Below are 19,886 nucleotides of genomic sequence, written 5' to 3'. Positions count from 1 at the left end.
GCCATGGCTGCGGTTCGGCGCATTGTCATCCTCGGCGGCGGCTCCGCCGGCTGGATGGCGGCGGCCGCGCTGACGACGGGACTGCGCGGTGTCGCCGTCGAGCTGGTGGAGTCCGAAGAGATCGGCATCATCGGCGTGGGTGAAGCCACCTTCCCGTCGATCCGCCAGTTCAACGACATCCTCGGCATCGACGAGGCCGACTTCCTCGCTGCAACACGCGGCAGCTACAAGCTGGGCATCCAGTTCTGCGACTGGAAGCAGCGCGGCGAGCACTACTTCCACACCTTCGGCGACTTCGGCCACCTCGACGGGCCGATGGCGCTGTGGGGCCAGTTGCGCCGCCTGCAGGCCGCCCCCGGCACGCCGCTCGGCGAGTTCTGCCTGCCGACCGTCATGGCCAGCCAGGGCCGCTTCTGCCGGCCGGCCGAAGGTGACCAAGGCCTGGCCTCGCGCTACACCTATGCCTATCACTTCGACGCGACGCTCTACGCCGCCTTCCTGCGCCGCCTGGCCGAGGGCCGCGGCGCGCGGCGCACCGAAGGCCGCGTCGTCGGCGCGGACCGCCACGAGGACGGCCGCGTGCGCGCACTGCGCCTGGCCGACGGAGGCGAGGTCGAAGGCGATCTCTTCATCGACTGCTCGGGCCTGGCCTCCCTGCTGATCGGCCAGACGCTGGAGCAGCGCTTCGTCGACTACGGCCACTGGCTGCCGGTCGACCGCGCCTGGGCCGTGCCCACGGCACGCACTTCGGCTGAGCTGACGCCGTTCACGCGCTCGACGGCGCTGGAGGCCGGCTGGGCCTGGCGCATCCCGCTGCAAGACCGCACCGGCAACGGCCATGTCTTCAGCAGCCGCTTCATCGACGAAAGCCGCGCCCGCGAGCAACTGCTGGCCCAGCTCGACGCGCCACCACTGGCCGAGCCACGGCTGCTGCGCTTTCGCACCGGCCACCGCGAGCGCTTCTGGGTCAAGAACGTCGTCGCCATCGGCCTGGCCGCGGGCTTCCTGGAGCCGCTGGAGTCCACCGCCATCTTCATGGTGCACAACGCGCTGGGCCGGCTCATCCCGCTGCTCGGCGAGGCCGACCACGCCGAGGCCGCTGTCGGCTTCAACGTGCAGCAGCTGCGCCAGTACCAGCGCATCCGCGACTTCATCATCCTGCACTACGCCTTGAGCGAGCGCCGCGACAGCGAGTTCTGGCGCACGCTGACGAGCATGCCGCTGCCCGAGTCGTTGGACTACAAGCTGCATGCCTGGCGCGAGACCGGCACCCTGCACGCCTACGACAACGAAGCCTTCGACACGTCGAGCTGGCTGGCCATCCACGCCGGCATGGGCGACTGGCCGCGGCGGCGCAGCCCCTGGCCGGACGAGATGCCGGCCGAGCTGGCGGTCCGCTATCTGGCCGAGCGCCACCAGGCCATCGCGGCGCTGGCGGCGCGCATGCCCGATCACGACAGCTATCTGCGCGCCCGGGTGAGTGGCGCTGCGGGATAGCGACCATGCCGAACAAGCGTGCGCGTCCCTAGACTCGCACGCAACAAAGACGGGGACATGATGGAGAACTGGGCCAAGCCGCTGCGGCGGGTGGTGATCGTCGGCGGCGGTGCCGCCGGCTGGATGTCGGCTGCGGCCTTGAGCGCCGTCCTGAAGCCACCCTATGAGATCCGCCTCGTCGAGTCCGACGAGATCGGCATCATCGGCGTCGGCGAGGCCACCATCCCGCCGATCCGCATGTTCAACGGCCTGGCCAAGATCGACGAGGCCGAGTTCCTGAAGGCCACGCAAGGCACCTTCAAGCTCGGCATCGAGTTCGTCAACTGGGGCCGGCAGGGTGAGCGCTATTTCCACGGCTTCGGCGGCGTGGGCCGCGAGGCGCTGTGGCCGGTGGACTTCTCGCAGTACTGGCTGCGCCTGCGTGCTGCGGGCCGCGCGCTGCCGCTGGACGCCTACGTCATCTCCAACATGGCGGCCAAGGCGAATCGCTTCATGCTGCCGCGGCCGGAGATGCAGAACTCGCCGATGGCGGCACTCGGCTACGCCTATCACTTCGACGCCTCGCTGTACGCCAAGCACCTGCGGCGCTTAAGCGAGCAGCGCGGCGTGCGGCGCACCGAAGGCAAGGTGGTGCGCGTGCTACTCAACGAGGAGCCCGGGCCGACCGCAGGCCATGTGCGCGCCGTGCAGATGGAAAGCGGCGAGCTGGTGGAGGGCGATCTCTTCCTCGACTGCTCGGGCTTCTTCGGCCTGCTGATCGACAAGGCTCTGGGCACCGGCTTCGAGGACTGGAGCCACTGGCTGCCCTGCGACCGCGCCGTGGCGGTGCCCAGCGAAAGCACCGCACCGCTGCTGCCCTACACGCGGGCAACCGCGCACCGCGCGGGCTGGCAATGGCGCATCCCGCTGCAACACCGCGTGGGCAACGGCCATGTCTATTCAAGCAGCCATGTCAGCGACGACGAAGCTGCCGGCGTGCTGCTCAAGAACATCGACGGCAAGCCGCTCGCCGACCCGCGCATCATCAAGTTCCGTACCGGCATGCGCCAGGAGGCCTGGCGGCGCAACGTCGTCGCCATCGGCATGTCGGCCGGCTTCGTCGAGCCGCTGGAGTCCACGGCCCTGCACCTGATCCAGATGGGCGTGGCCAAGCTGATCGAGGCCTTCCCGCACAGCGGCTTCGATGCCATCGAGATCGCCGAGTACAACCGCCAGAGCCGCGAACGCTACGAATACGTGCGCGACTTCATCGTGCTGCACTACCACCTGAACCAGCGCGACGACAGTGAGTTCTGGCAGGCCTGCGCGAACATGGCCATTCCCGAGAACCTGCGCCGGCGCATGACCCTCTATGCCTCCAGCGGGCGCCTCGCCGACGTGAGCGGTGACCTGTTCCGCGAGCCCAGCTGGCTCGAGGTGATGGAAGGCCAGAACCTGCGCCCCAAGGGCTGGCTGGCGCTGGCCGAGCTGCAGGGCGTGGAGGAGACGGCGGCCTACTTCAAGGGCGTGTCCGACACCATCGCGCAGTGCGTGGCCGTGATGCCCGACCACGCAGAGTTCGTGCGGCGCTACTGCCCGGCAGCGCCGGTCTGATCACGCAGCGCGCCTGGCGTGCGAAGGCCCCAATGTTGCGTGCTTCGGCTGCAAGTGGGCATCTGATTCAGTGCGGGAGAGGCCACTGTCTCGACGGCGGCGGCGGCACCTCGTTGCCATCACGATTGCCGCTCAAGAGGCCCGCGCCGCCGCCGCCTCCAGCAGCGTCGCGAACTCGCGGCTGCGCAAGAGGCTCACACCGTGCTGGCAGTTCCAGCGCTGCACCGCGCCCTTGCGCGCCACGGCAAGGAAGGCCGCCTCCTGGCGAACCATCACCTTGTCCTGGTCGCCATTGAGCAGCAGCACCGGCTGTTCGATGGCGGCGAGCTTGGCTTTGAAGTCCACGCCGCGCAAAGCCGCCACCGCCTGCTCGAAGACGCTCGCCGAGAGCCCCGCCTTGACGATGGCATCGGCATCCTCCGCCGCCACGCCGGCCTCAGCCAGCATCGCGCGCACCTTGCCCGAGAGGCTGGCGACCAGCTTGTCCTCGCCCAACAGCGCAAGCAGCGTCTTGAACAGCCAGGTCTTGGGGATGAAGTGGCTCATCATCGCGAAGCCCTCGATATTCCCCGTGCAGCCACCGACAAGCAGTTCGCGCAGCTGCCAGCGCGGCAGGGCCGAAGCTGCGGCCAGCACCGTGTAGCCGCCCAGCGAGTCGCCGGCCAGCACCACGGGTGAGTCGGCCACCGAACGCGCCGCCTCCACCACCGTCGCCACCGCCCCCTCCAAAGTGAAGCGCTCGCCCCGGCGCATGCCATGCCCGGGCAGGTCTGGCGCAAGCACGCGCAAGCCGGGGTTGAGGTGGCGGCGCACGGGGGCCCACATCTGACCATTCATCGTGGCCCCGTGGATCAGGAGCAACACCGGCGGCGCGGTTGGGTCGGGGCTCATACGGCGACTTCTCAGTGGGATAAACCTATCCTACATGTATGAACTAATGTCGTGAAGCCCGTTCGATCACCATGGGGCTGCCTTGGTATTTTCTCAGTGTTTCCACTGAATTTCATCAAACCTGTTGGACATGTTTGATAAGAGAGACTACGCTTCATCCCACGCACCGGAAAACCGACCATGATTTCCGCCCAGTCTCCCCTGTCCTCCATCGAGCGCCCGACCCTTTCGGCCCAGGTGGCCCGGCACCTGCTCGCGCTGATCAACAGTGCGCAGCTGCGCCCCGGAGACACCGTGCCAAGCGAGGTCAAGATCGGCCTGGACCTGCAGGTCAGCCGCGGCAGCGTGCGCGAGGCCTACCGGACGCTGGCGGCCCTGGGCATTCTGGAGATCGAGGGCGGGCGCAAGCCGCGGCTGCGCCTGGTCGATGCGAGCGTGCTGGCCCAGGTCTTCGACTACGCGCTGAACACCGCCCAGGTCAGCCTGGCCCATGTGCTGGAAACGCGCCGCGCGATCGAGTTGCAGACGGCCCAGTTGGCCGCTCGCTACGCCACTGACGAACAGCGCCAGCGCCTGCGCGACCTGGCCGCGCAGATGCGCGACGCGATTCGTGACCCGGTTCGCCGCGCGCAGTGCGACTCCGCCATCCATCACCTGATTGCCGCCGCCAGCGGCAACCCGCTCAACAGCCTGCTGCTCGGCGCCCTGGGCACGCCCGTCGAAGCCTCTGCGCGCATGCACCTGGCTGAGACCCGCAGCGAATCCGAACTCCAGCGCGTCATCGACGCGCACGAAGCCGTCGTCGAGCGCATCTGCGCCGGCGACCCCATGGGCGCGCAGTCGGCCATGTCGTACCACTTCGATCTCGCCATGGTGCAAGTACAGCGCCAGCGGCCGGACAACAGCACCTAGCAGGGCACCCCATGCTTCACCCCGATTTCTTGACGGCTCCAGAGGCCGTCGAGCAGGCCGTCTCACGCCTGCGGAACCTGTTCGGTGACCGGCTCAGCGTCTCTCGCCCGGTGCGCGAGCAGCATGCCCGCGGCGAAGGCCTGGCTACCAGCCTCGCGCCGGATGCCGTGGTCTGGCCCGAAAACAAGGCCGAGGTCTGCGAGATCCTCGCGCTCTGCCACGAACTCACGGTCCCCGTCATCGCCTTCGGCGCTGGCAGCTCGCTCGAAGGCCATGTGAGCGCGCCGCACGGCGGCATCTGCGTGGACATGAGCCGCATGAACGCGCTGCTGGACGTGCACCTGGAAGACGGCGATTGCGTCGTCCAGCCCGGCATCACCCGCGAAGAGCTGAATGCGCAGCTCAAGGGCACGGGCTTTTTCTTTCCGGTCGACCCCGGCGCCAACGCCACCATCGGCGGCATGGTCTCCACCCGCGCCTCGGGCACGACCACCATGCGCTACGGCTCCATGGTCCACAACGTCATGTCGCTCGAAGTGGCGCTCGCCGACGGCCGCCTCGTGCGCCTGGGCACCCGGGCCCGCAAGAGTTCGGCTGGCTTCGATCTCGTGCACCTGATGGTCGGCAGCGAAGGCGTGCTGGGCGTCGTCACCGAGATCACGCTGCGCCTGCATCCCCTGCCGGTCGAGGTGGCTGCGGCGGCCTGCGCGTTCCCGACGCTGGCCGCTGCGGTGGACGCCGTGACCGAGATGTCCATGAGCGGCGTGCCCTTCGCTCGCATCGAGTTCCTCGACGAGCACCAGGTACGCGCCTGCAACCAATATTCGAAGCTGGGCCTGACCGAGCTGCCCACGCTCTTCCTCGAATTCCACGGCAGCGAGACCGGGGTCAAGGAACAGGCTGAGCAGGCCCAACAAGTGGCGGCCAGCCACGGCGGCATCGAGTTCAAGTGGGCCACGCGGCCCGAGGACCGCACGCAGCTGTGGAAGGCGCGCCATCAGTCCTACTTCGCCGCGCTGGCGCTCAAGCCCGGCTGCATCAGCGTGGTGGCCGACGTCTGCGTGCCCATGTCGGCCCTGGCAGAGCAGGTCCAGGCCGCGCGCGAGCACATCGATGCCGAGGGCCTGGTCGCGCCCATCCTCGGCCACGTCGGCGACGGCAATTTCCATGTGCTCTTCATGCCCATGCCCGACCAGCCGGCCGAGCAGACCGCCGTCGACCGCGTCTATGCCGCCATGGTCGAGCGGGCGCTCGCCGCCGGCGGCACCTGCACCGGCGAGCACGGCATCGGCATGGGCAAGAAGACCAAGCTACTCGCGCAGTACGGGCCCGAAGTCGTGGGCCTGATGCGCTCGATCAAGGTCGCCTGGGACCCCAAGGGAATCCTCAACCCCGGCAAGATTTTCTAGAACGTCCGGGCCGACGACAGTGCGCCCAGACGCATGGCCCTCCACCCACCAAGCACCAGACAACGGAGACAAACCATGAACCGCCCTCTTACCCCGCTCGCCTTCGCTGCCGCACTCGCTTGCGCCGCCTCTGCCCAGGCCGCGGAGGAAGCCAACCGGAACGAAACCCTCGACAAGGTCGTCGTCACCGCGCAAAAGCGCGAGCAGGCGGCGCTTGATGTGCCCGCCTCCGTCACCGCCGTCAGCGCCGAGCGCCTCTCCAAGGGCGGCCTGTCCAAGCTCGAGGACTACGTGGCCCAGGTGCCCGGCATGTCCATCACCAGCAATGGCGCCAACATGCAGGTCACGCTGCGCGGCATCTCCACCGGCGCGGCGCAGTCCTCGGCCACCACGGCCATCTACATCGACGAAGCGCCCATCGGCTCGGTCAACGCCTACACCGGCGGCGCCAACCTCGTGCCCGACATCGACCCCGCCGAGCTGCGCCGCATCGAGGTGCTGAAAGGCCCGCAAGGCACGCTCTACGGCTCCGGCGCCGTTGGCGGCATGCTGCGCTATGTGACGGCCGATCCCGACTTCACGCGTGCCGGCGGTGGCCTCACGCTGGGCGTCGGCTCGGTGGCCCACGGGGGCAACGGCTACGTCGCCCGCGCCATGGCCAACCTGCCGCTGGGCAACGGCGACATGGGCCTGCGCTTCTCCGCCTTCTCGCGCAAGGAGCCCGGCTATATCGACAACGTCAACGCGCTGGCGCCCAAGGAGGACAGCAACGAGGTGCGCACCCGCGGCGCCCGCCTGGCCTTCGCCTGGAAGCTGTCGCCCGACTGGAAGCTCAAGGCCCAGGCCCTGACCCAGCGCCTCGAAGCCGACGGCACCAACTCGGTGGACGTCAACGGCACGACGCTGGTGCCGACCAGCGGCGAGTACAAGGTCAACAACCGCGTGCCCGTGCTCGGCGAGCGCAAGCTCAACCTCGGCAACGTGACGGTCAACGGCCAGATCGGCGACGTGGTGCTTGTTTCCTCCACCACCTTGCAGACCCTGGACGCCCAGGCCACCAGCGACGTGTCGCTGAGCTACGGCACGCTGCTGGCCCTGCTCGCCGCTCAGCCCGGCCTGAACGTGCAGTTCGACCAGCGCACCCACACGCGCCGCTTCGCGCAGGAGCTGCGTGCCCAGTCGACCGCACTGGCCGGCAAGCTCGACTACGAGGCGGGCCTGTACTTCACCAAGGAAGACAACACCAACCGCCTGCCCGGCATGAACACCTTCGACGCCGCCACCGGCGCCGTGAAGCCCGTGGTCATCCCCGGCACCACCGTGCCCTACCCGGACGGCATGGCCAAGGCCCGCATCGACACCAACTACAAGGAAGTCTCCGTCTTCGCCAACGCCACCTATGCGGTGACGCAGCAGTTCGACGTGCAAGCCGGCGTGCGCTGGGGCCAGGATCGCCAGCACTACGACCAGCTCTACACGGGCCTGCTCTTCACCCCGCCCGTGGCGCTGCTGCAGGACAGCAAGAACAGCAAGACCACCTATTTGCTGACCGGCCGCTACAAGCTCGACAGCAGCAACTCCATCTACGCCCGCCTGGCCACTGGCTACCGCCCCGGCGGCCCCAGCGCCGCCACGCCGGTGACCGGCGCCTCCCCAATAGTCGGCGCCGACTCGCTGACCAGCGCCGAACTGGGCTGGAAGACCGTCTTCGCAGGCGGCAAGGCCTCCTTCGAAGCGGCGGTCTTCAACACCGACTGGAAGGATGTGCAGATCCAGACCAACCGCTCGGGCTCCAACTTCCTGATCAACGGCGGCAAGGCCGTGAGCCGCGGCGCCGAGGCGACGCTGGCTGTCTACCCGCTGGCCGGCCTGGGCCTGCGCGCCACCGTGGGCTACACCGATGCCCACCTGACCGAGGACACCACCAAGGTCATGGTCAACGCCACCACACCGCTGGGCCGGACCGGCGACGCCATGCCTTTCGTGCCCAAGGTGACCGCCTCGCTGGCGGCCGACTACAAGTTCGCGCTGACCGCCGACTGGGCCGCCTCGCTGGGCGCCGCTGTCGCCCACACCGGCAAGCGTCGCAGCGACTTCAGCGGCAAGCCCAACATCGACCTGCCGGCCTACACGACGCTGAACCTCAGCGCCGCCGTGGAGAACGCCAGCTGGCGCTTCTCCGCCTATGTGAAGAACGCGACCGATGCCAACGGCATCATCGTGCTGGGCGACCGCGGCCTGCCGCCGTTCACGCCCACCGCCCCGTACGGTGCGGGCGTTATCCAGCCGCGCACGACCGGCGTCGAGGCCTCCTACCGGTTCTGATCTCGTGAAGCTCCATCGCGTCAGCGACTTCGCGCTCACGAGCGGTGCCGTGCTGCGCGAGGCCGTCACGGCCTACCGCACGCTCGGCACCCTCAATGCCGAGGGCACGAACGCCGTGCTCGTGCTGCACGGCTACACGACCGGCCCGAGCATGCTCGACGCTGGCGCCAGCGTGGCCGAAGGCTCGTGGAGCGAACTCGTGGGGCCGGGCAAGCCCGTCGACAGCGGGCGCTATTTCATCGTCGCGCCCAACATGCTGGGCTCCTGCTATGGCTCGACCGGCCCGGGCAGCGTCGACCCGGCCACGGGACTGGCCTATGGCGAGGGCTTCCCGCGCATCACCCTCGAGGACATCGTCGCGCTGCAGAAGAAGCTGCTCGACGCGCTCGGCGTGAAGCGCCTGGCTGCGGCCATCGGGCCTTCCTTCGGCGGCTACCAGGCCTGGCAATGGGCCGTGCAATACCCGGCGTTCGTCGAGCGCATCGCCGCCGCCGTCAGCGCGCCCTTTCATCCCGCCGGCGCCGGCAATGTCGAGGCCGTGCGCGAGCAGATGCGGCCCGGTCTCGTCCCCATGCGCGTGGCCACGCTGACCCGCTACGGCGTCGACGCCGAACTCAGCTCCCGCATGCCCGACGCCGCGGCCCGCGCGGCCGAGATCCAGCGCATGGCCGAGGACTGGGCGCTTGGCTTCGAGCCCGAGTCGCTGGTGACGCTGATGCAGGCCGCCGAAAGCTTCGACGCGCGCCCCAGCTTCAAGGACATCAGGGCCCGCGTGCTGATCGCCAATTCGCGCACGGACGCCGTCTTCCCGCCCGAGATCGCCACCCAAGTCGCGCCCGCGCTCACCGCTGCGGGGGTGCGCTTGCAAGCCTTCCCCATCGACAGCGACAAGGGCCACTTCGCCTCAGGTGCCGACGCCCATCTCTGGGCCGACGCGCTGCGCACCTTCATGGAAAGCTGATGTTGAAGAAGCTGTTCAAAGTCCTGCTTGCCCTCGTGGGCCTGCTGCTGCTTGCCGCCATCGCCATGGTGGCCACGGCCGAATGGCAATGGCAGCACCGCAAGCCGATGGCGAATCCACCGCTGGCCACCGCACCCGCCGGCGACGGCCCGGTGCTGATCCTGCTGCACGGCGCCGGCCTCAACGGCCGCATGTGGGACGCCGTGCGCCGCGAGCTCGACCCGCGCTGGCGCGTCATCGCGCTGGACCTGCCCGGCCACGGCGCGCGCCTGTCGGAGCCCTACACGCTGGAAGCCGCCACTGCCGCCGTCAAGCAGGCCGCCCAGGCCGTCGCACCCGCACCGGTCATCCTCGTCGGCGATTCCCTGGGCGGCTACACCGCCATGGCCGCCGCCTCGGCCATCCCTCAAGCGCAATTGCGCGGCCTCGTCCTCGGTGGCTCCAGCGGCAACTTCGAGCCCTCGGAAATCTTCAACTACTTCGGCAGCGTCGTCATGGTAAAGACGCTGCTGGCCTTCGCGGACGAGCAGGCGGTGCTGGCCAAGGCCATGGGCAAGTTCGGCTTCGCGCCGGGAGACACGAAACCGGTGCTGGACGCCGGCGGCAGCATCCGCATCGTGCCCGTGGCCGTGCGTTCGCTGATGGGCGAGGACTTCAAGAGCCGCCTGGCCGCCATCACCCAGCCCGTCCTCATCGTCAATGGCAGCGACGACGTCCGCGCCATCGCCAAGGAGACGGCCTTCGTCGCCGGCCTGCCGCGCGCGCCGCAGATCCGCCACTTCGAGCACACCGACCACGGCGTCAGCATCCGCGCGCCCAAGCAGTTTGCCGAGATGGTCAACGAGTTCGCCGCGCAGGTGACGGCACCATGAGCAACACAGTCGCCGACCAGCTCCTCCAGCAACTGCCCGGCATGTCGGCCCAGGATGCCGAGCGCTTCGCCGCCAGCCTCGTTACGCCCGGCCCCTACACGGCACTGCAGCCGCGCGACGACGTGCCGCGCGGCACCCTCACCGCCGGCGTCTGCCCGCCCGGCAAGGTCTATCCCGGCGTGCCGCACAGCTACCAGCGCTACCAATCTGCCGGCACGCAAGGCGAACAAGCTCTCATCGTCTTCCTGGATGGTGGGCGCTACCTCGGCCCCGAGGCCAATGCGGTCACTGTGCTCGACCAGCTGGGCATGCCCTGCGTCGCCCTCTTCGTCGAGCCCGGCGCCGACGGCCCCGGCCTGCCGATCTACGGCGGCCCCGGCAATCGCAGCATCGAGTACGACAGCCCCGGCGGGGACTACGCGCGCTTCCTGATCGAGGAGCTGATTCCCCATGCCCTCGAAGGCCTCACGCTCGGCCCCGACCGGGCGCTGGTGGGCCTGTCCAGCGGCGGCCACTGCGCGCTCAACGCGGCCTGGGAGCGCCCCGACTTCTTCAATCGCGTCGCCAGCCACTGCGGCAGCTTCGTCAACATCCGCGGCGGCCATGAACTCTCCAGCCGCGTCCGCCGCGACACAACGCGCACGCTGAAGAAGGTCTTCCTGCAGACCGGCAAGCACGATCTCGACATCGTCTTCGGCCACTGGCCCAGCGCCAACCGCGACATGGCCGCCGCGCTGGCCTACCGCGGCATTCCCCACCGCCTCGTCATCGGCGACGGCGGCCACTCCCTCGCGCACGGCGGCGCCCTGCTGCTCGACACGCTGCGCTGGCTCTTCCAATGAGCAAGGACATCAAGATGCAAACCCTGACCGCCACCCCGGCCGCCGCTGAAGAGCAAGCCCTGGCCCCAGAACAGGTCAGCCCGCGCTACCGCGCCTATGTGCTGGCGGCGCTGTCCGTCGTCGGCTTCATGTGCGCCGTGGACAAGGTCGTCATCTCCATGTTCATGGAGCCGATCAAGAAGGAGTTCGGCCTCACCGACACCGAGCTGGGCCTGCTCACCGGCCTGGCCTTTGCGCTGCTCGGCGGCATCGCCTCCGTGCCGCTGGCGCGCTGGGCCGACCGCGGCAGCCGCAAGTGGATCATCAGCATCAGCTTCCTGGCCTGGACGCTGATGACGGCGGCCTCCGGCATGGCCATGAACTTCATGCAGATCCTCGCCGCGCGCATCGGCGTCGGCGTGGGCGAGGCGGGCTGCATTCCCGCAACGCACTCCATGATCGGCGACTACTACCCCCGCGAAGTGCGCGGCCGCGCCATCGGCATCCACAGCGCCTTCACCTACCTCGGCATGCTGGGCGGCTTGCTGGGTGGCGGCATCCTCGTGCAGACGGTGGGCTGGCGCACGGGCTTCATCGTGCTGGGCGTGCTGGGCCTGGTGCTCTCGGTTGTCTTCCACCTCACCGTGCGCGAACCGGCCCGCGTGGACGTGGCGCCGCAGGTCGCGGGCGAGAGCGTGCTCAAGCGACTGGGCGACCCGCAGGCCTTCCTGCTGCTGGTCGGCGCCTTCGCCACCACCTCGCTGGCCGGCGCCGCGGTGATGACCTGGCTGCCCAGCTATTTCGAGCGGGCCTTTGCGCTGACGCCCATGCAGGTCGGCGGCGGCCTGGGCCTGTGCCTGGGCGTGGCCACGGCCATCGGCTCCATCACCGGCGGCCAGCTGTCGGTCAAGTACGGCGCCAGGTCGCGGGCCTGGGGCGCGGGCTTTGCGGCCTGCATCCAGGTCGCGGTGATGCCCTTCTACATGGGCAGCTTCCACGCGCCCCACCCGCTGGTCGCCTTCGCGATGCTCTTCGTCGTCTTCCTCATGGCCGGCGCCATCCTCGGCCCGGTGTTCGCCACCGTGCAGGACCTGGTCAAGCCGGATGCCCGCGCCACGGCCGTGGCCATCGTCAGCGTGGCCGGCGTGGTCTTCGGCCAGGGCCTGGGTCCGCTGGTGGTGGGCGCGATCAGCGACCTGATCTCCGCCGGCAAGCCCGGCGCCGAGGGGCTGCGCTGGGCCATGACGTCGGTGGCCATGGTCAACTGGCTGACGGTGCTGTTCTTCTGGCTGCTGAGCCGCCGCATCCGCAAGCTCGGCTGATGCGAATCCTCCACCTCGGCCTGGGCGCCTTCCACCGCGCCCACCAGGCCGTCTTCCTGCAGCGCCTGATCGACGGCGGGGACACGCGCTGGCATATCGCTGCCGGCAATATCTGCCCGGGGCAGGAAGCCGTCGAGGCGGCGCTGCTCGCGCAGGCCGGCGGCTACACCGTCGAAAGCATCGCGCCCGACGGCCTGGCGCAGTACCAGCGCGTGCAGTCCATCCGCACCGTCCTGCCCTACCAACCCGGCCTCGCGCGCCTGATCGAGCTTGGTGCGAGCCCGGACACGCGCATCGTGTCCTTCACCGTCACGGAGGCCGGCTATGAGCGTGGCCCCGGCAACGCGCTCTACCCGGCACTGACTGCCATCCTGCGCGAGCGCCGCCGCCTGGATGCAGGCAAGCTGACCCTGCTGTGCTGCGACAACCTGAGGCACAACGGCCGGGTCGCGCGTGCCGGCCTGCTGGCCTTTCTCGCCGACGATGCGGCGCTGCGCGACTGGGTACTGCACAACACGAGCTGGCCGAGCAGCATGGTCGACCGCATCACCCCACGCACGCCGCCGGCCCTGCGGGCGCGCGTGCTCGCCGCCACCGGCCATGACGACGCCGCACCGGTCACGGCCGAGAGCTGGCTGCAATGGGTGATCGAGGAGGACTTCTGCAACGGCCGCCCGGCCTGGGAGCAGGTGGGCGTGGAAATGGTCGGCGACGTCGGCCCGCATGAGGAAGCCAAGATCCGCATCCTCAACGCCGGCCACAGTGCCATCGCCTGGGCCGGCACGCTGCGCGGCCACCGCTTCATCCACGAGGCCGCGCTCGACCCGCGCATCCGGCGCATCGCTCACGACTACATCACGGAGCAGGTGATCCCCTGCCTTCATGCCGCCAGCGCCGCGGGCAGCCCGCTGGATCTGGGCGCCTACCGCGACAGCGTGCTGGCCCGGTTCGGCAACGCGGCGCTGGGGGACACCTGCCGCCGCGTCATCGCCGACAGCTGGGCCAAGCTGCCCGGCTTCATCGTGCCGACATTGCGCGAGCGCCTTGCGGCCGGCGCCGACATTGCCAGCGGCGCCCTGTTGCCGATGCTGATGCTGGCTGTGCTGCAACGCTGGCACCGCGGCCAGCTCGATGAGCCCTACGAGGACCGGGGCATGGACACGCACGCCGCCTACGCCCTGTGCGACGCCGCCGACCCGGTGTCGGCATTTGCCGCCGTCGAAGCTCTGTGGGGCGAGCTGGCCGGCGATGCACGTTTAGTCGCCGCCTTGCGCGCAGCCATGCAGGATGTGCAGGAGACGTTTGCGGCATGACGACCGCGAATCTCCGCGCCTCAGCGGTTGCCTCTCCTTGAGGTCCAGATGGCAAAAGGGCACCGCAAGCGGTGCCCTTCTTCTTGTTGAGACCAGGTCACCCCAGCCTCATGGCTTCATCAGAAGCTGTACTGCATGCTGACCCGATAGCCGCGGCCTGACGTGAAGTAGTTGTGGCCGATCATGCCGATGTGCTGCTGCATGATCTGCTTGTACGTCTTGTTCGTCAGGTTGGTGGCATCGAAACCCAGCGACAGGTCGTTGCCGACCTTCACGTGCAGGCCCGCGTCCACCTGCCCATAGCCGTCAGCCCACAGCGGCAGGCCCACGGGCAGGTTATGCTGACCGTAGGTGGCGCTCGCCGGGTTGGTGTCCAGCGCATTGGTCTGGTTAGGGCCGGTGTTGTCGGAGTTCAGCGCCACGCCGTAGAGGTACTTGCCGCGGTAGTTGTAGGCGATGCGCGCGGAGATCGGCCCACGGTCGTAGAGCAGCGCGATGTTGAAGGTGTTCTTCGACAGGTTGTCCAGCGGCATGTCCCCGAAGGAGCGGCCATCGGTGTCGCAGCCGTTGATGTACAGGTTCAGGTTGTCCTGGCCTGCACCCGGCGAGCAATAGCCCGTGTAGACGGCGTTGTAGCGCTTCACCTTGCTGTCCACGTAGGTGTAGTTCGCCTGCAGGCCGATGCCCTGCAGCAGCGAAGGCAGGCCTTCGAAGTACTGCTGGTAGGCGAACTCCATGCCGCGCGCATAACCCTTGGCACCGTTGACCGGGCCGTTCAACACGAAGTTGACCGGCTTGCCGTTGGCGTCGTTGACCGTGCGGTTGAAGGCCTGGTTGACGATGATGTCCTTCAGGTTCTTGTTGAAGAGCGCCATCGTCGCCGAGCCGTTCTTCGCGAAGTACCACTCGGCCGTCACGTCCTCCTGGTCCGATCGGATCGGCTTCAGCGTGGGGTTGCCGCTGGCCGTGCCGGTCAGGTTGACCTTCTTGACGTTGGGCGGCACGCTGGTCGCATCCACCTCGATGGTCTGGTTCATCTGCAGGAAGCCCTGCATCTGGCTGAACTGCGGGCGGGCCAGGGCCTTTGACGCAGCAAAGCGGAACTGCAGCGCACCGTCAGCCGTGGCCTTCCACTTCAGGTTCAGGCTGGGCAGGTAGTCCGTGAAGCTCTGGTTGAAGTTCTGTTCCTTGGCGAACGGCGTCAGCGGCGGCACGGCCAAGCCGACCGCGCCGGCCGGAGCGGCCTGCGTCGTCAGGATGGTGTAGCCGTCGGCCTGGTTCTTGGTGTGCACCGCGCGCAGCCCGACATTGCCATCAACGGGCAAACCCACCTCATCGAAGGAGAAGCGCAGCTGCGCATAGCCGGCCGTGGTGGTCTCGGCTTGCGTGTTGCGGCCGGCCGGGTCGGTACCGAAGGAGGTGGGGTGCCAGGCGCCGCCGCCCTGGATGCTGTTGGCCTGCTGCGGGCAGCCCGCGCCATCCCAGCCCGGCTTGAAGGCCTGGCACTCGTTCAGGTAGAGCTGGTGCAGCTTGTTGTAGCTGTTGGGCCAGTCGAACGCCACCGAAGCCGCCGGGAAATACAGCGACGGGAGGTTGGCCTTGCCACCGCCCATGAAGTCACCGTAGGTGTTCTTGTAGGTGGGGATGTCAGGAGCCTTGGTGATGTAGGCCAGGTCACCGATGTTCCAACCCACCTGCCAGGCGTGGGTGATGGTCGCCCAGTTGTAGCTCGGGTTGCTGTTGACGGTCTCGGCATCACGCTTGGCGATACGCACGCCCACGCGCAGGTCGTTGAGGATCTTGTTGTCGCGGAAGACCCAGCGCGCATCGCCCTTCCAGGACTTCTGCGTACCTTTGCCCTTGTCCAGGTGGTCCATCATCATGGCCCAGTAGTACTTGCTGGGGTCGTTGAGGATGGCCATGTCGCTGGCGTCGAACACCAGGCGCGGCATGGAGCCGGTGTAGTCCACCGTCTCCTTGGGCAGCGACACGGCGGTGCCCACCGTCGAGTCGAAGTTGTTGGTCTTGGAGCGGATGTACTGGAAGTCCGACGTCAGCGTGAGCTGATCGTTGACCTTGCCGGCAATCTTCCAGGCCAGCTCATCGGTCTGCGAGTTGCGCTTGGAGTAGCGCGTCTGGTTCTCGACCTCCAGGCCCGTGTAGTTGCCGTTGGCGTCCTTCTTGCCGGTCAGCACACCCTTGGTCATCACGCCATTGCTGTCGTAGACGCCGTCCAGCACGACGACGTTGTAGGGGTCGACCTGGGCGCTGACGTTGTTCTCGTTCCAGTTGAACTTGAACTTGGAGCGGAAGAAGGTCAGCGACGACTCGATGTCGTCCTTCTTCCACTGCAGTGCGCCGTAGATGCCGTCACGCGTGCGGTCGTAGAACTGCTGCTTCCACGACATGTCGCGCGAGTACCAGTGCGTCTCGGTCGGCGTGGCCTTGTAGAAGGGGTCCAGCACCAGGCCGTCGGTGCGGTTGGAGCTCAGCGAATGCGCCACGTCGATCAGGGCGCCGAACTTGCCCGCGTCGGTGTTCCAGGTGTTGCTCAGCAGGCCCGAGATGCTGGGCTTGTTCTTCTTGGCCAGGCTGTTGCGCGAGACGTCGAGCGAGATCGAGCCCTTGAAGCCGGGGAAGTCGAACGGCATGGCCGTGCGCAGGTTCACGAGGCCACCGATGGCGCCCTCGATCTGCTCGGCGGAAGGGTTCTTGTAGACATCCACGCCTGCCATCAGCTCGGGCGGCACGTCCTCGAAGCCCAGGGTGCGGCCCTGGTTGGCGCTGAAGGTCTCGCGGCCATTCAGCGTCGAGCTGACGTAGGTCAGGCCACGGATGTTGATGCCCGAACCTTCGACCGAGAAGTGCACCGGGTCGTTGGAGGACGACACGCGCGACATGGTCGCGCCGACGATGCGCTGCAGCACCTCGGACACCGAGCGATCGGGCAGTTTGCCGATCTCGTCGGCCACGACCGAGTCGACGATCTCGTCTGAGTCCTGTTTGAGTTTCTGTGCCGATGCGAGCGCTGCGCGGCGCCCGGAAACGACAACCGTTTCGAGGGCCTGTGGCCCATTTGCCGCCGGCGCTGCTGCCGCGGCGGGCGCTGGTGTGTTCTGCGCCAGCGCTGGCGTCGCTGCCCAGACCAAGGCCTGAACCGCCGCCAGCGACAGCGTTGTCCGCTTGAAATGTCTCATCCTATTGCTCCTCTTTGGTGGGAAACATCCAGCCCTTTTGCGGGCTTCGTGTCGGTCCTGCTGGCTTTAGTGCCGCAGGTATTTGGTAACGCTACCAACAATCGTCTTGTCCAACATCGGGACAATCAGGGATAGGGGATATACGCATTCACGTTGGCATCAACCTCCTCGACTTCTCAAAGAGACCTGCTGGGCCGGAAGCTCCAGAGCGACCATATTTAGAGCGATTGGTAGCGCTATCCAAGATTCGACCCGACGCTCGATACCCGGCACCAGGTCGATGAAGTTGTCGGCCAGCGCCAAGCCCTCGTGCTGGAGCCACAGCCCCTTGACCGGCCGGTCGCAACTCAGGCGCAGCGCCTGGCCATCCGCCTCGATGGAGAGGCGCGCACCGGCCAGCCGGTAGAACTTGAAGGGTTCGGTCCAGGCGCAATCGCGCGCCAGTTCGCGGCCGTCCTGCGGGTCCAGCGCGCAAAGCTCGGCGACAACGGGCTCGTCGAAATTCGGCAGCGCCTGCGTCGTCTCTACCGTGGATGAAGCAGGCGCCTCCTGCGCCACACCGGCCTCGGCCAGCAAACGCCCGTCCATCGCGAACACGCGCAGTTGCAGACTCACCACAGCCTTGGCCGCGCCGCCGTTCATGACGGCCAGCCGAGCCTGCCCCGCCTCCAGCCGCACGGCGACGGCCAACGGCGCCAGCGCGCGGCGCACCGCATGCCAAGCCGGCTTGACCGTGCCGGACGAATCGATCAGCGCCCAGCTCGTCACCGGCCAGCAGTCGTTCAGCTGCCAGACCAGCGCACCGCCCACGGCCCGCGCGCCCGGCTTCTGCCAGCGGCGGCGGAAGTCCTGGTAGGCCACGCGCATGGCCTCGGCCTGCACGAACTGCGTCGCGTAGACGTGCTCGGCCAGCGTGCCGCCCACGCGCAGGTTGTCGGCCAGGTAGACCGACAGGCGCCGGTGCCCGTCCGGCCCAGCAGCCGAGCCGGCCTTGTTGTGCCACTGCACGGTGCGGCTCTCGGGAAAGCGCTCGGCCTCGGGCAGCACCGACTCGAGCAGCGCCAGCGACGGATGCGACTGCATGCCGAACTCGCTGACGAAGCGCGCCTGCACGTCGCCGTAGCGCTGGTAGGGCAGCATCTGCTGGTGCCAGACCTCCCAGCTGTGGCGGTCGCCGATGGTCGCGTCGGAGGACTTGGCCCCATCGCCCGGCGTGAAGGGGCTGCCCGGCCAGTAGGTGCAGTCGGGGTCCAGCGCCGCGCAGACCTCGGGCAGCAAGCCCTCGTAGATCGCGCGCGCCTCGAAGCGCTCGGCCGGCACGCCGGGGCCGGCCAGGCCGACCGACTCCGCAATCATGTAGTCCTCGTTGTTGCCGCACCAGAGCGCTATGCACGCGTGGTGGCGCAGGCGCTTCACCGCGGCTTCGGCTTCGGCGCGCACGCTGGCGAGGAAGCCTTCATTGGCCGGGTAGATGCCGCAGGCGAACATGAAGTCCTGCCACACCAGCAGGCCCATCTCGTCGCACGCTTCGTAGAAGGCCTCGTGTTCGTAGATGCCGCCGCCCCAGACGCGCAGCATGTTCATATTGGCGGCTGCGGCTTGGGCCACGCGCTCGCGGTAACGCGCCGGCGTGATGCGCTCCAGCAGGTTGTCGTCGGGAATCCAGTTCGCGCCACCGGCGAAAAGGCCCTGGCCGTTGACCTCGAAGTGGAAACTGCTGCCTGCCTCGCCTTCAATGGGTGCCTGCACGAGGCGCAGCGTGCGCAAGCCAATGCGGCGGCTGTCTTCGGCCAGCACGCGCTCGCCGTCCAGCAGCCGCGCGACCAGCGTGTAGAGCGGCTGCTCCCCGAGGCCAAGAGGCCACCACAGATGGGCCTCGGCCACATTAAGCGTCGCATGCGCCGCTTCGGCAGGCACGGTCTGCTCGGCCACGCTGTGGCCCTGCGGGTCCAGCAGCTCGAAGGCGCAGCGCAGGCCAGCGGCGCCAGCCGATTGCGCCGAGACCTGAAGCGTCGCCCGCCGGCCGGGCACATCCACCTCGCTGCGGCACTGCAGCTCGGCGATGCGCGCCGACCAGCTGTGCCGGCGCACCGCGCGCCACGGGCCGCTGACGATCAGTTCAGGGCCCCAGTCCCAACCGAAGTGGTACTGCGCCTTGCGGGCATGCAGGCGGGCACTGTCGCCGTTCCACAGCTGGCGCTTGCCATGCACGGCCTCGGCCGCACGGGCGCTGGCCAGCGCCGGCTCGAAGCACAGCAAAAGCTCGTTGCGGCCGGGCTTCAGCAGCTCGCGCACGTCCACGCGGCGTGGCACGAACATGTTGTCGGACTCAAGCAGCCGCACGCCGTTCAACCAGACCGTGCAATAGGTGTCCAGGCCCTCGAAGACCAGCTCCTCGTGCGCCGCGAGTTCGCCACCGACGTCGAAGCCCAGCCGCCAGACCCAGCGGCGCTCGCCCACCCAGCGCACGTCGGCCTCGTTGCGGCCGTAGAAAGGGTCGGGGATGCGGCCGGCGGCCAGCAGCGCACCGTAAGCCGTGCCGGGCACGGTGGCCGGCAGCCAGGCATCGGCAGGCAGGGCCAGCAGCGCGGGCGCGTCCAGGCCCTCGGGCGCCTCGGCCAGCTGCCAGCCGTCATGCAGATCGATCAGTCGTTCAGAGCTCACGTGTCGGAGTCGTTGCAGTTGCGTTGCACATCTGCCCGCGGCGGGAGACCCCAAGCTGTCCGGTGTCACGCACCGTCAGCTCCTGCACCGCACCATCACGCTGGCTGCG

Annotated in this window: 13 protein-coding genes; 10 read left to right on the top strand and 3 right to left on the bottom strand. The window is 68.3% G+C overall.

Going from position 1 to position 19,886, the window contains the following annotated elements; genetic code table 11:
- Positions 1 to 3: 3 nt before the first annotated feature.
- Together AC07V5_RS19060 and AC07V5_RS19055 are read left to right on the top strand one after the other, a co-directional pair.
- A complete protein-coding gene (locus AC07V5_RS19060) occupies positions 4 to 1,497 on the top strand; it encodes a tryptophan halogenase family protein (protein ID WP_495117285.1) in 1,494 nt (497 codons plus the stop codon).
- A gap of 57 nt (positions 1,498 to 1,554) precedes the next feature.
- On the top strand, positions 1,555 to 3,090 hold the full coding sequence (locus AC07V5_RS19055) for a tryptophan halogenase family protein (RefSeq protein ID WP_495117284.1): 1,536 nt from the start codon (positions 1,555 to 1,557) through the stop codon (positions 3,088 to 3,090).
- 132 nt (positions 3,091 to 3,222) lie between these two features.
- On the opposite strand, the gene AC07V5_RS19050 is transcribed toward AC07V5_RS19055, so the two are convergent.
- On the bottom strand, positions 3,223 to 3,981 hold the full coding sequence (locus AC07V5_RS19050; protein ID WP_495117283.1) for an alpha/beta fold hydrolase: 759 nt from the start codon (positions 3,979 to 3,981) through the stop codon (positions 3,223 to 3,225).
- Positions 3,982 to 4,161: 180 nt separating this feature from the next.
- On the opposite strand from AC07V5_RS19050, the gene AC07V5_RS19045 reads away from it, so the two are divergent.
- From AC07V5_RS19045 to AC07V5_RS19010, 8 genes are all read left to right on the top strand, one after another.
- The gene (locus AC07V5_RS19045; protein WP_495117282.1) at positions 4,162 to 4,893 is read left to right on the top strand and encodes a FadR/GntR family transcriptional regulator; all 732 of its coding nucleotides are present in this window, start codon (positions 4,162 to 4,164) and stop codon (positions 4,891 to 4,893) included.
- An 11-nt stretch (positions 4,894 to 4,904) separates the two neighbouring features.
- Positions 4,905 to 6,302, top strand: a complete 1,398-nt coding sequence (locus AC07V5_RS19040; RefSeq protein ID WP_495117281.1) for an FAD-binding oxidoreductase — start codon at positions 4,905 to 4,907, stop codon at positions 6,300 to 6,302.
- Positions 6,303 to 6,377: 75 nt separating this feature from the next.
- On the top strand, positions 6,378 to 8,627 hold the full coding sequence (locus tag AC07V5_RS19035; protein ID WP_495117280.1) for a TonB-dependent receptor: 2,250 nt from the start codon (positions 6,378 to 6,380) through the stop codon (positions 8,625 to 8,627).
- A 4-nt stretch (positions 8,628 to 8,631) separates the two neighbouring features.
- Positions 8,632 to 9,588: an alpha/beta fold hydrolase gene (locus tag AC07V5_RS19030; RefSeq protein WP_495117279.1), complete on the top strand. Its 957-nt coding sequence runs from the start codon at positions 8,632 to 8,634 to the stop codon at positions 9,586 to 9,588.
- Positions 9,588 to 10,460 (top strand): alpha/beta fold hydrolase, encoded by an 873-nt coding sequence (locus tag AC07V5_RS19025; protein WP_495117278.1) that lies wholly within the window; start codon positions 9,588 to 9,590, stop codon positions 10,458 to 10,460. Before AC07V5_RS19030 ends, AC07V5_RS19025 begins: the two co-directional genes overlap by 1 nt.
- Complete coding sequence (locus AC07V5_RS19020; protein WP_495117277.1) at positions 10,457 to 11,302, top strand: alpha/beta hydrolase; 846 nt, start codon at positions 10,457 to 10,459, stop codon at positions 11,300 to 11,302. Before AC07V5_RS19025 ends, AC07V5_RS19020 begins: the two co-directional genes overlap by 4 nt.
- A 14-nt stretch (positions 11,303 to 11,316) precedes the next feature.
- Entirely contained in the window at positions 11,317 to 12,603 is a 1,287-nt protein-coding gene (locus AC07V5_RS19015; protein ID WP_495117276.1) for a spinster family MFS transporter, read from the top strand.
- The gene (locus tag AC07V5_RS19010) at positions 12,603 to 13,916 is read left to right on the top strand and encodes a mannitol dehydrogenase family protein (RefSeq protein WP_495117275.1); all 1,314 of its coding nucleotides are present in this window, start codon (positions 12,603 to 12,605) and stop codon (positions 13,914 to 13,916) included. The genes AC07V5_RS19015 and AC07V5_RS19010 overlap by 1 nt, the downstream gene beginning before the upstream one ends.
- A gap of 119 nt (positions 13,917 to 14,035) precedes the next feature.
- Here AC07V5_RS19010 and AC07V5_RS19005 read toward each other — a convergent pair whose 3' ends face one another.
- Both AC07V5_RS19005 and AC07V5_RS19000 read right to left on the bottom strand, forming a co-directional pair.
- Positions 14,036 to 17,113, bottom strand: a complete 3,078-nt coding sequence (locus tag AC07V5_RS19005) for a TonB-dependent receptor (RefSeq protein ID WP_495117274.1) — start codon at positions 17,111 to 17,113, stop codon at positions 14,036 to 14,038.
- A 159-nt stretch (positions 17,114 to 17,272) separates the two neighbouring features.
- Positions 17,273 to 19,777, bottom strand: a complete 2,505-nt coding sequence (locus AC07V5_RS19000; RefSeq protein WP_495117273.1) for a glycoside hydrolase family 2 protein — start codon at positions 19,775 to 19,777, stop codon at positions 17,273 to 17,275.
- Positions 19,778 to 19,886: the final 109 nt, after the last annotated feature.

This window comes from Roseateles sp. GW821-FHT02E12 (assembly GCF_059421665.1).
The sequence above is the reverse complement of the archived record's forward strand: the minus strand, read 5'-3'. Positions and strand labels throughout refer to the sequence as shown.

What these genes read in the sequence shown, in the direction of transcription:
- AC07V5_RS19050 (WP_495117283.1), bottom strand. Translation starts at nt 3,981, where the DNA reads ATGAGCCCCGACCCAACCGCGCCGCCGGTGTTGCTCCTGATCCACGGG.
- AC07V5_RS19010 (WP_495117275.1), top strand. Translation starts at nt 12,603, where the DNA reads ATGCGAATCCTCCACCTCGGCCTGGGCGCCTTCCACCGCGCCCACCAG.
- AC07V5_RS19040 (WP_495117281.1), top strand. Translation starts at nt 4,905, where the DNA reads ATGCTTCACCCCGATTTCTTGACGGCTCCAGAGGCCGTCGAGCAGGCC.
- AC07V5_RS19005 (WP_495117274.1), bottom strand. Translation starts at nt 17,113, where the DNA reads ATGAGACATTTCAAGCGGACAACGCTGTCGCTGGCGGCGGTTCAGGCC.
- AC07V5_RS19060 (WP_495117285.1), top strand. Translation starts at nt 4, where the DNA reads ATGGCTGCGGTTCGGCGCATTGTCATCCTCGGCGGCGGCTCCGCCGGC.
- AC07V5_RS19015 (WP_495117276.1), top strand. Translation starts at nt 11,317, where the DNA reads ATGCAAACCCTGACCGCCACCCCGGCCGCCGCTGAAGAGCAAGCCCTG.
- AC07V5_RS19035 (WP_495117280.1), top strand. Translation starts at nt 6,378, where the DNA reads ATGAACCGCCCTCTTACCCCGCTCGCCTTCGCTGCCGCACTCGCTTGC.
- AC07V5_RS19025 (WP_495117278.1), top strand. Translation starts at nt 9,588, where the DNA reads ATGTTGAAGAAGCTGTTCAAAGTCCTGCTTGCCCTCGTGGGCCTGCTG.
- AC07V5_RS19055 (WP_495117284.1), top strand. Translation starts at nt 1,555, where the DNA reads ATGATGGAGAACTGGGCCAAGCCGCTGCGGCGGGTGGTGATCGTCGGC.
- AC07V5_RS19045 (WP_495117282.1), top strand. Translation starts at nt 4,162, where the DNA reads ATGATTTCCGCCCAGTCTCCCCTGTCCTCCATCGAGCGCCCGACCCTT.
- AC07V5_RS19020 (WP_495117277.1), top strand. Translation starts at nt 10,457, where the DNA reads ATGAGCAACACAGTCGCCGACCAGCTCCTCCAGCAACTGCCCGGCATG.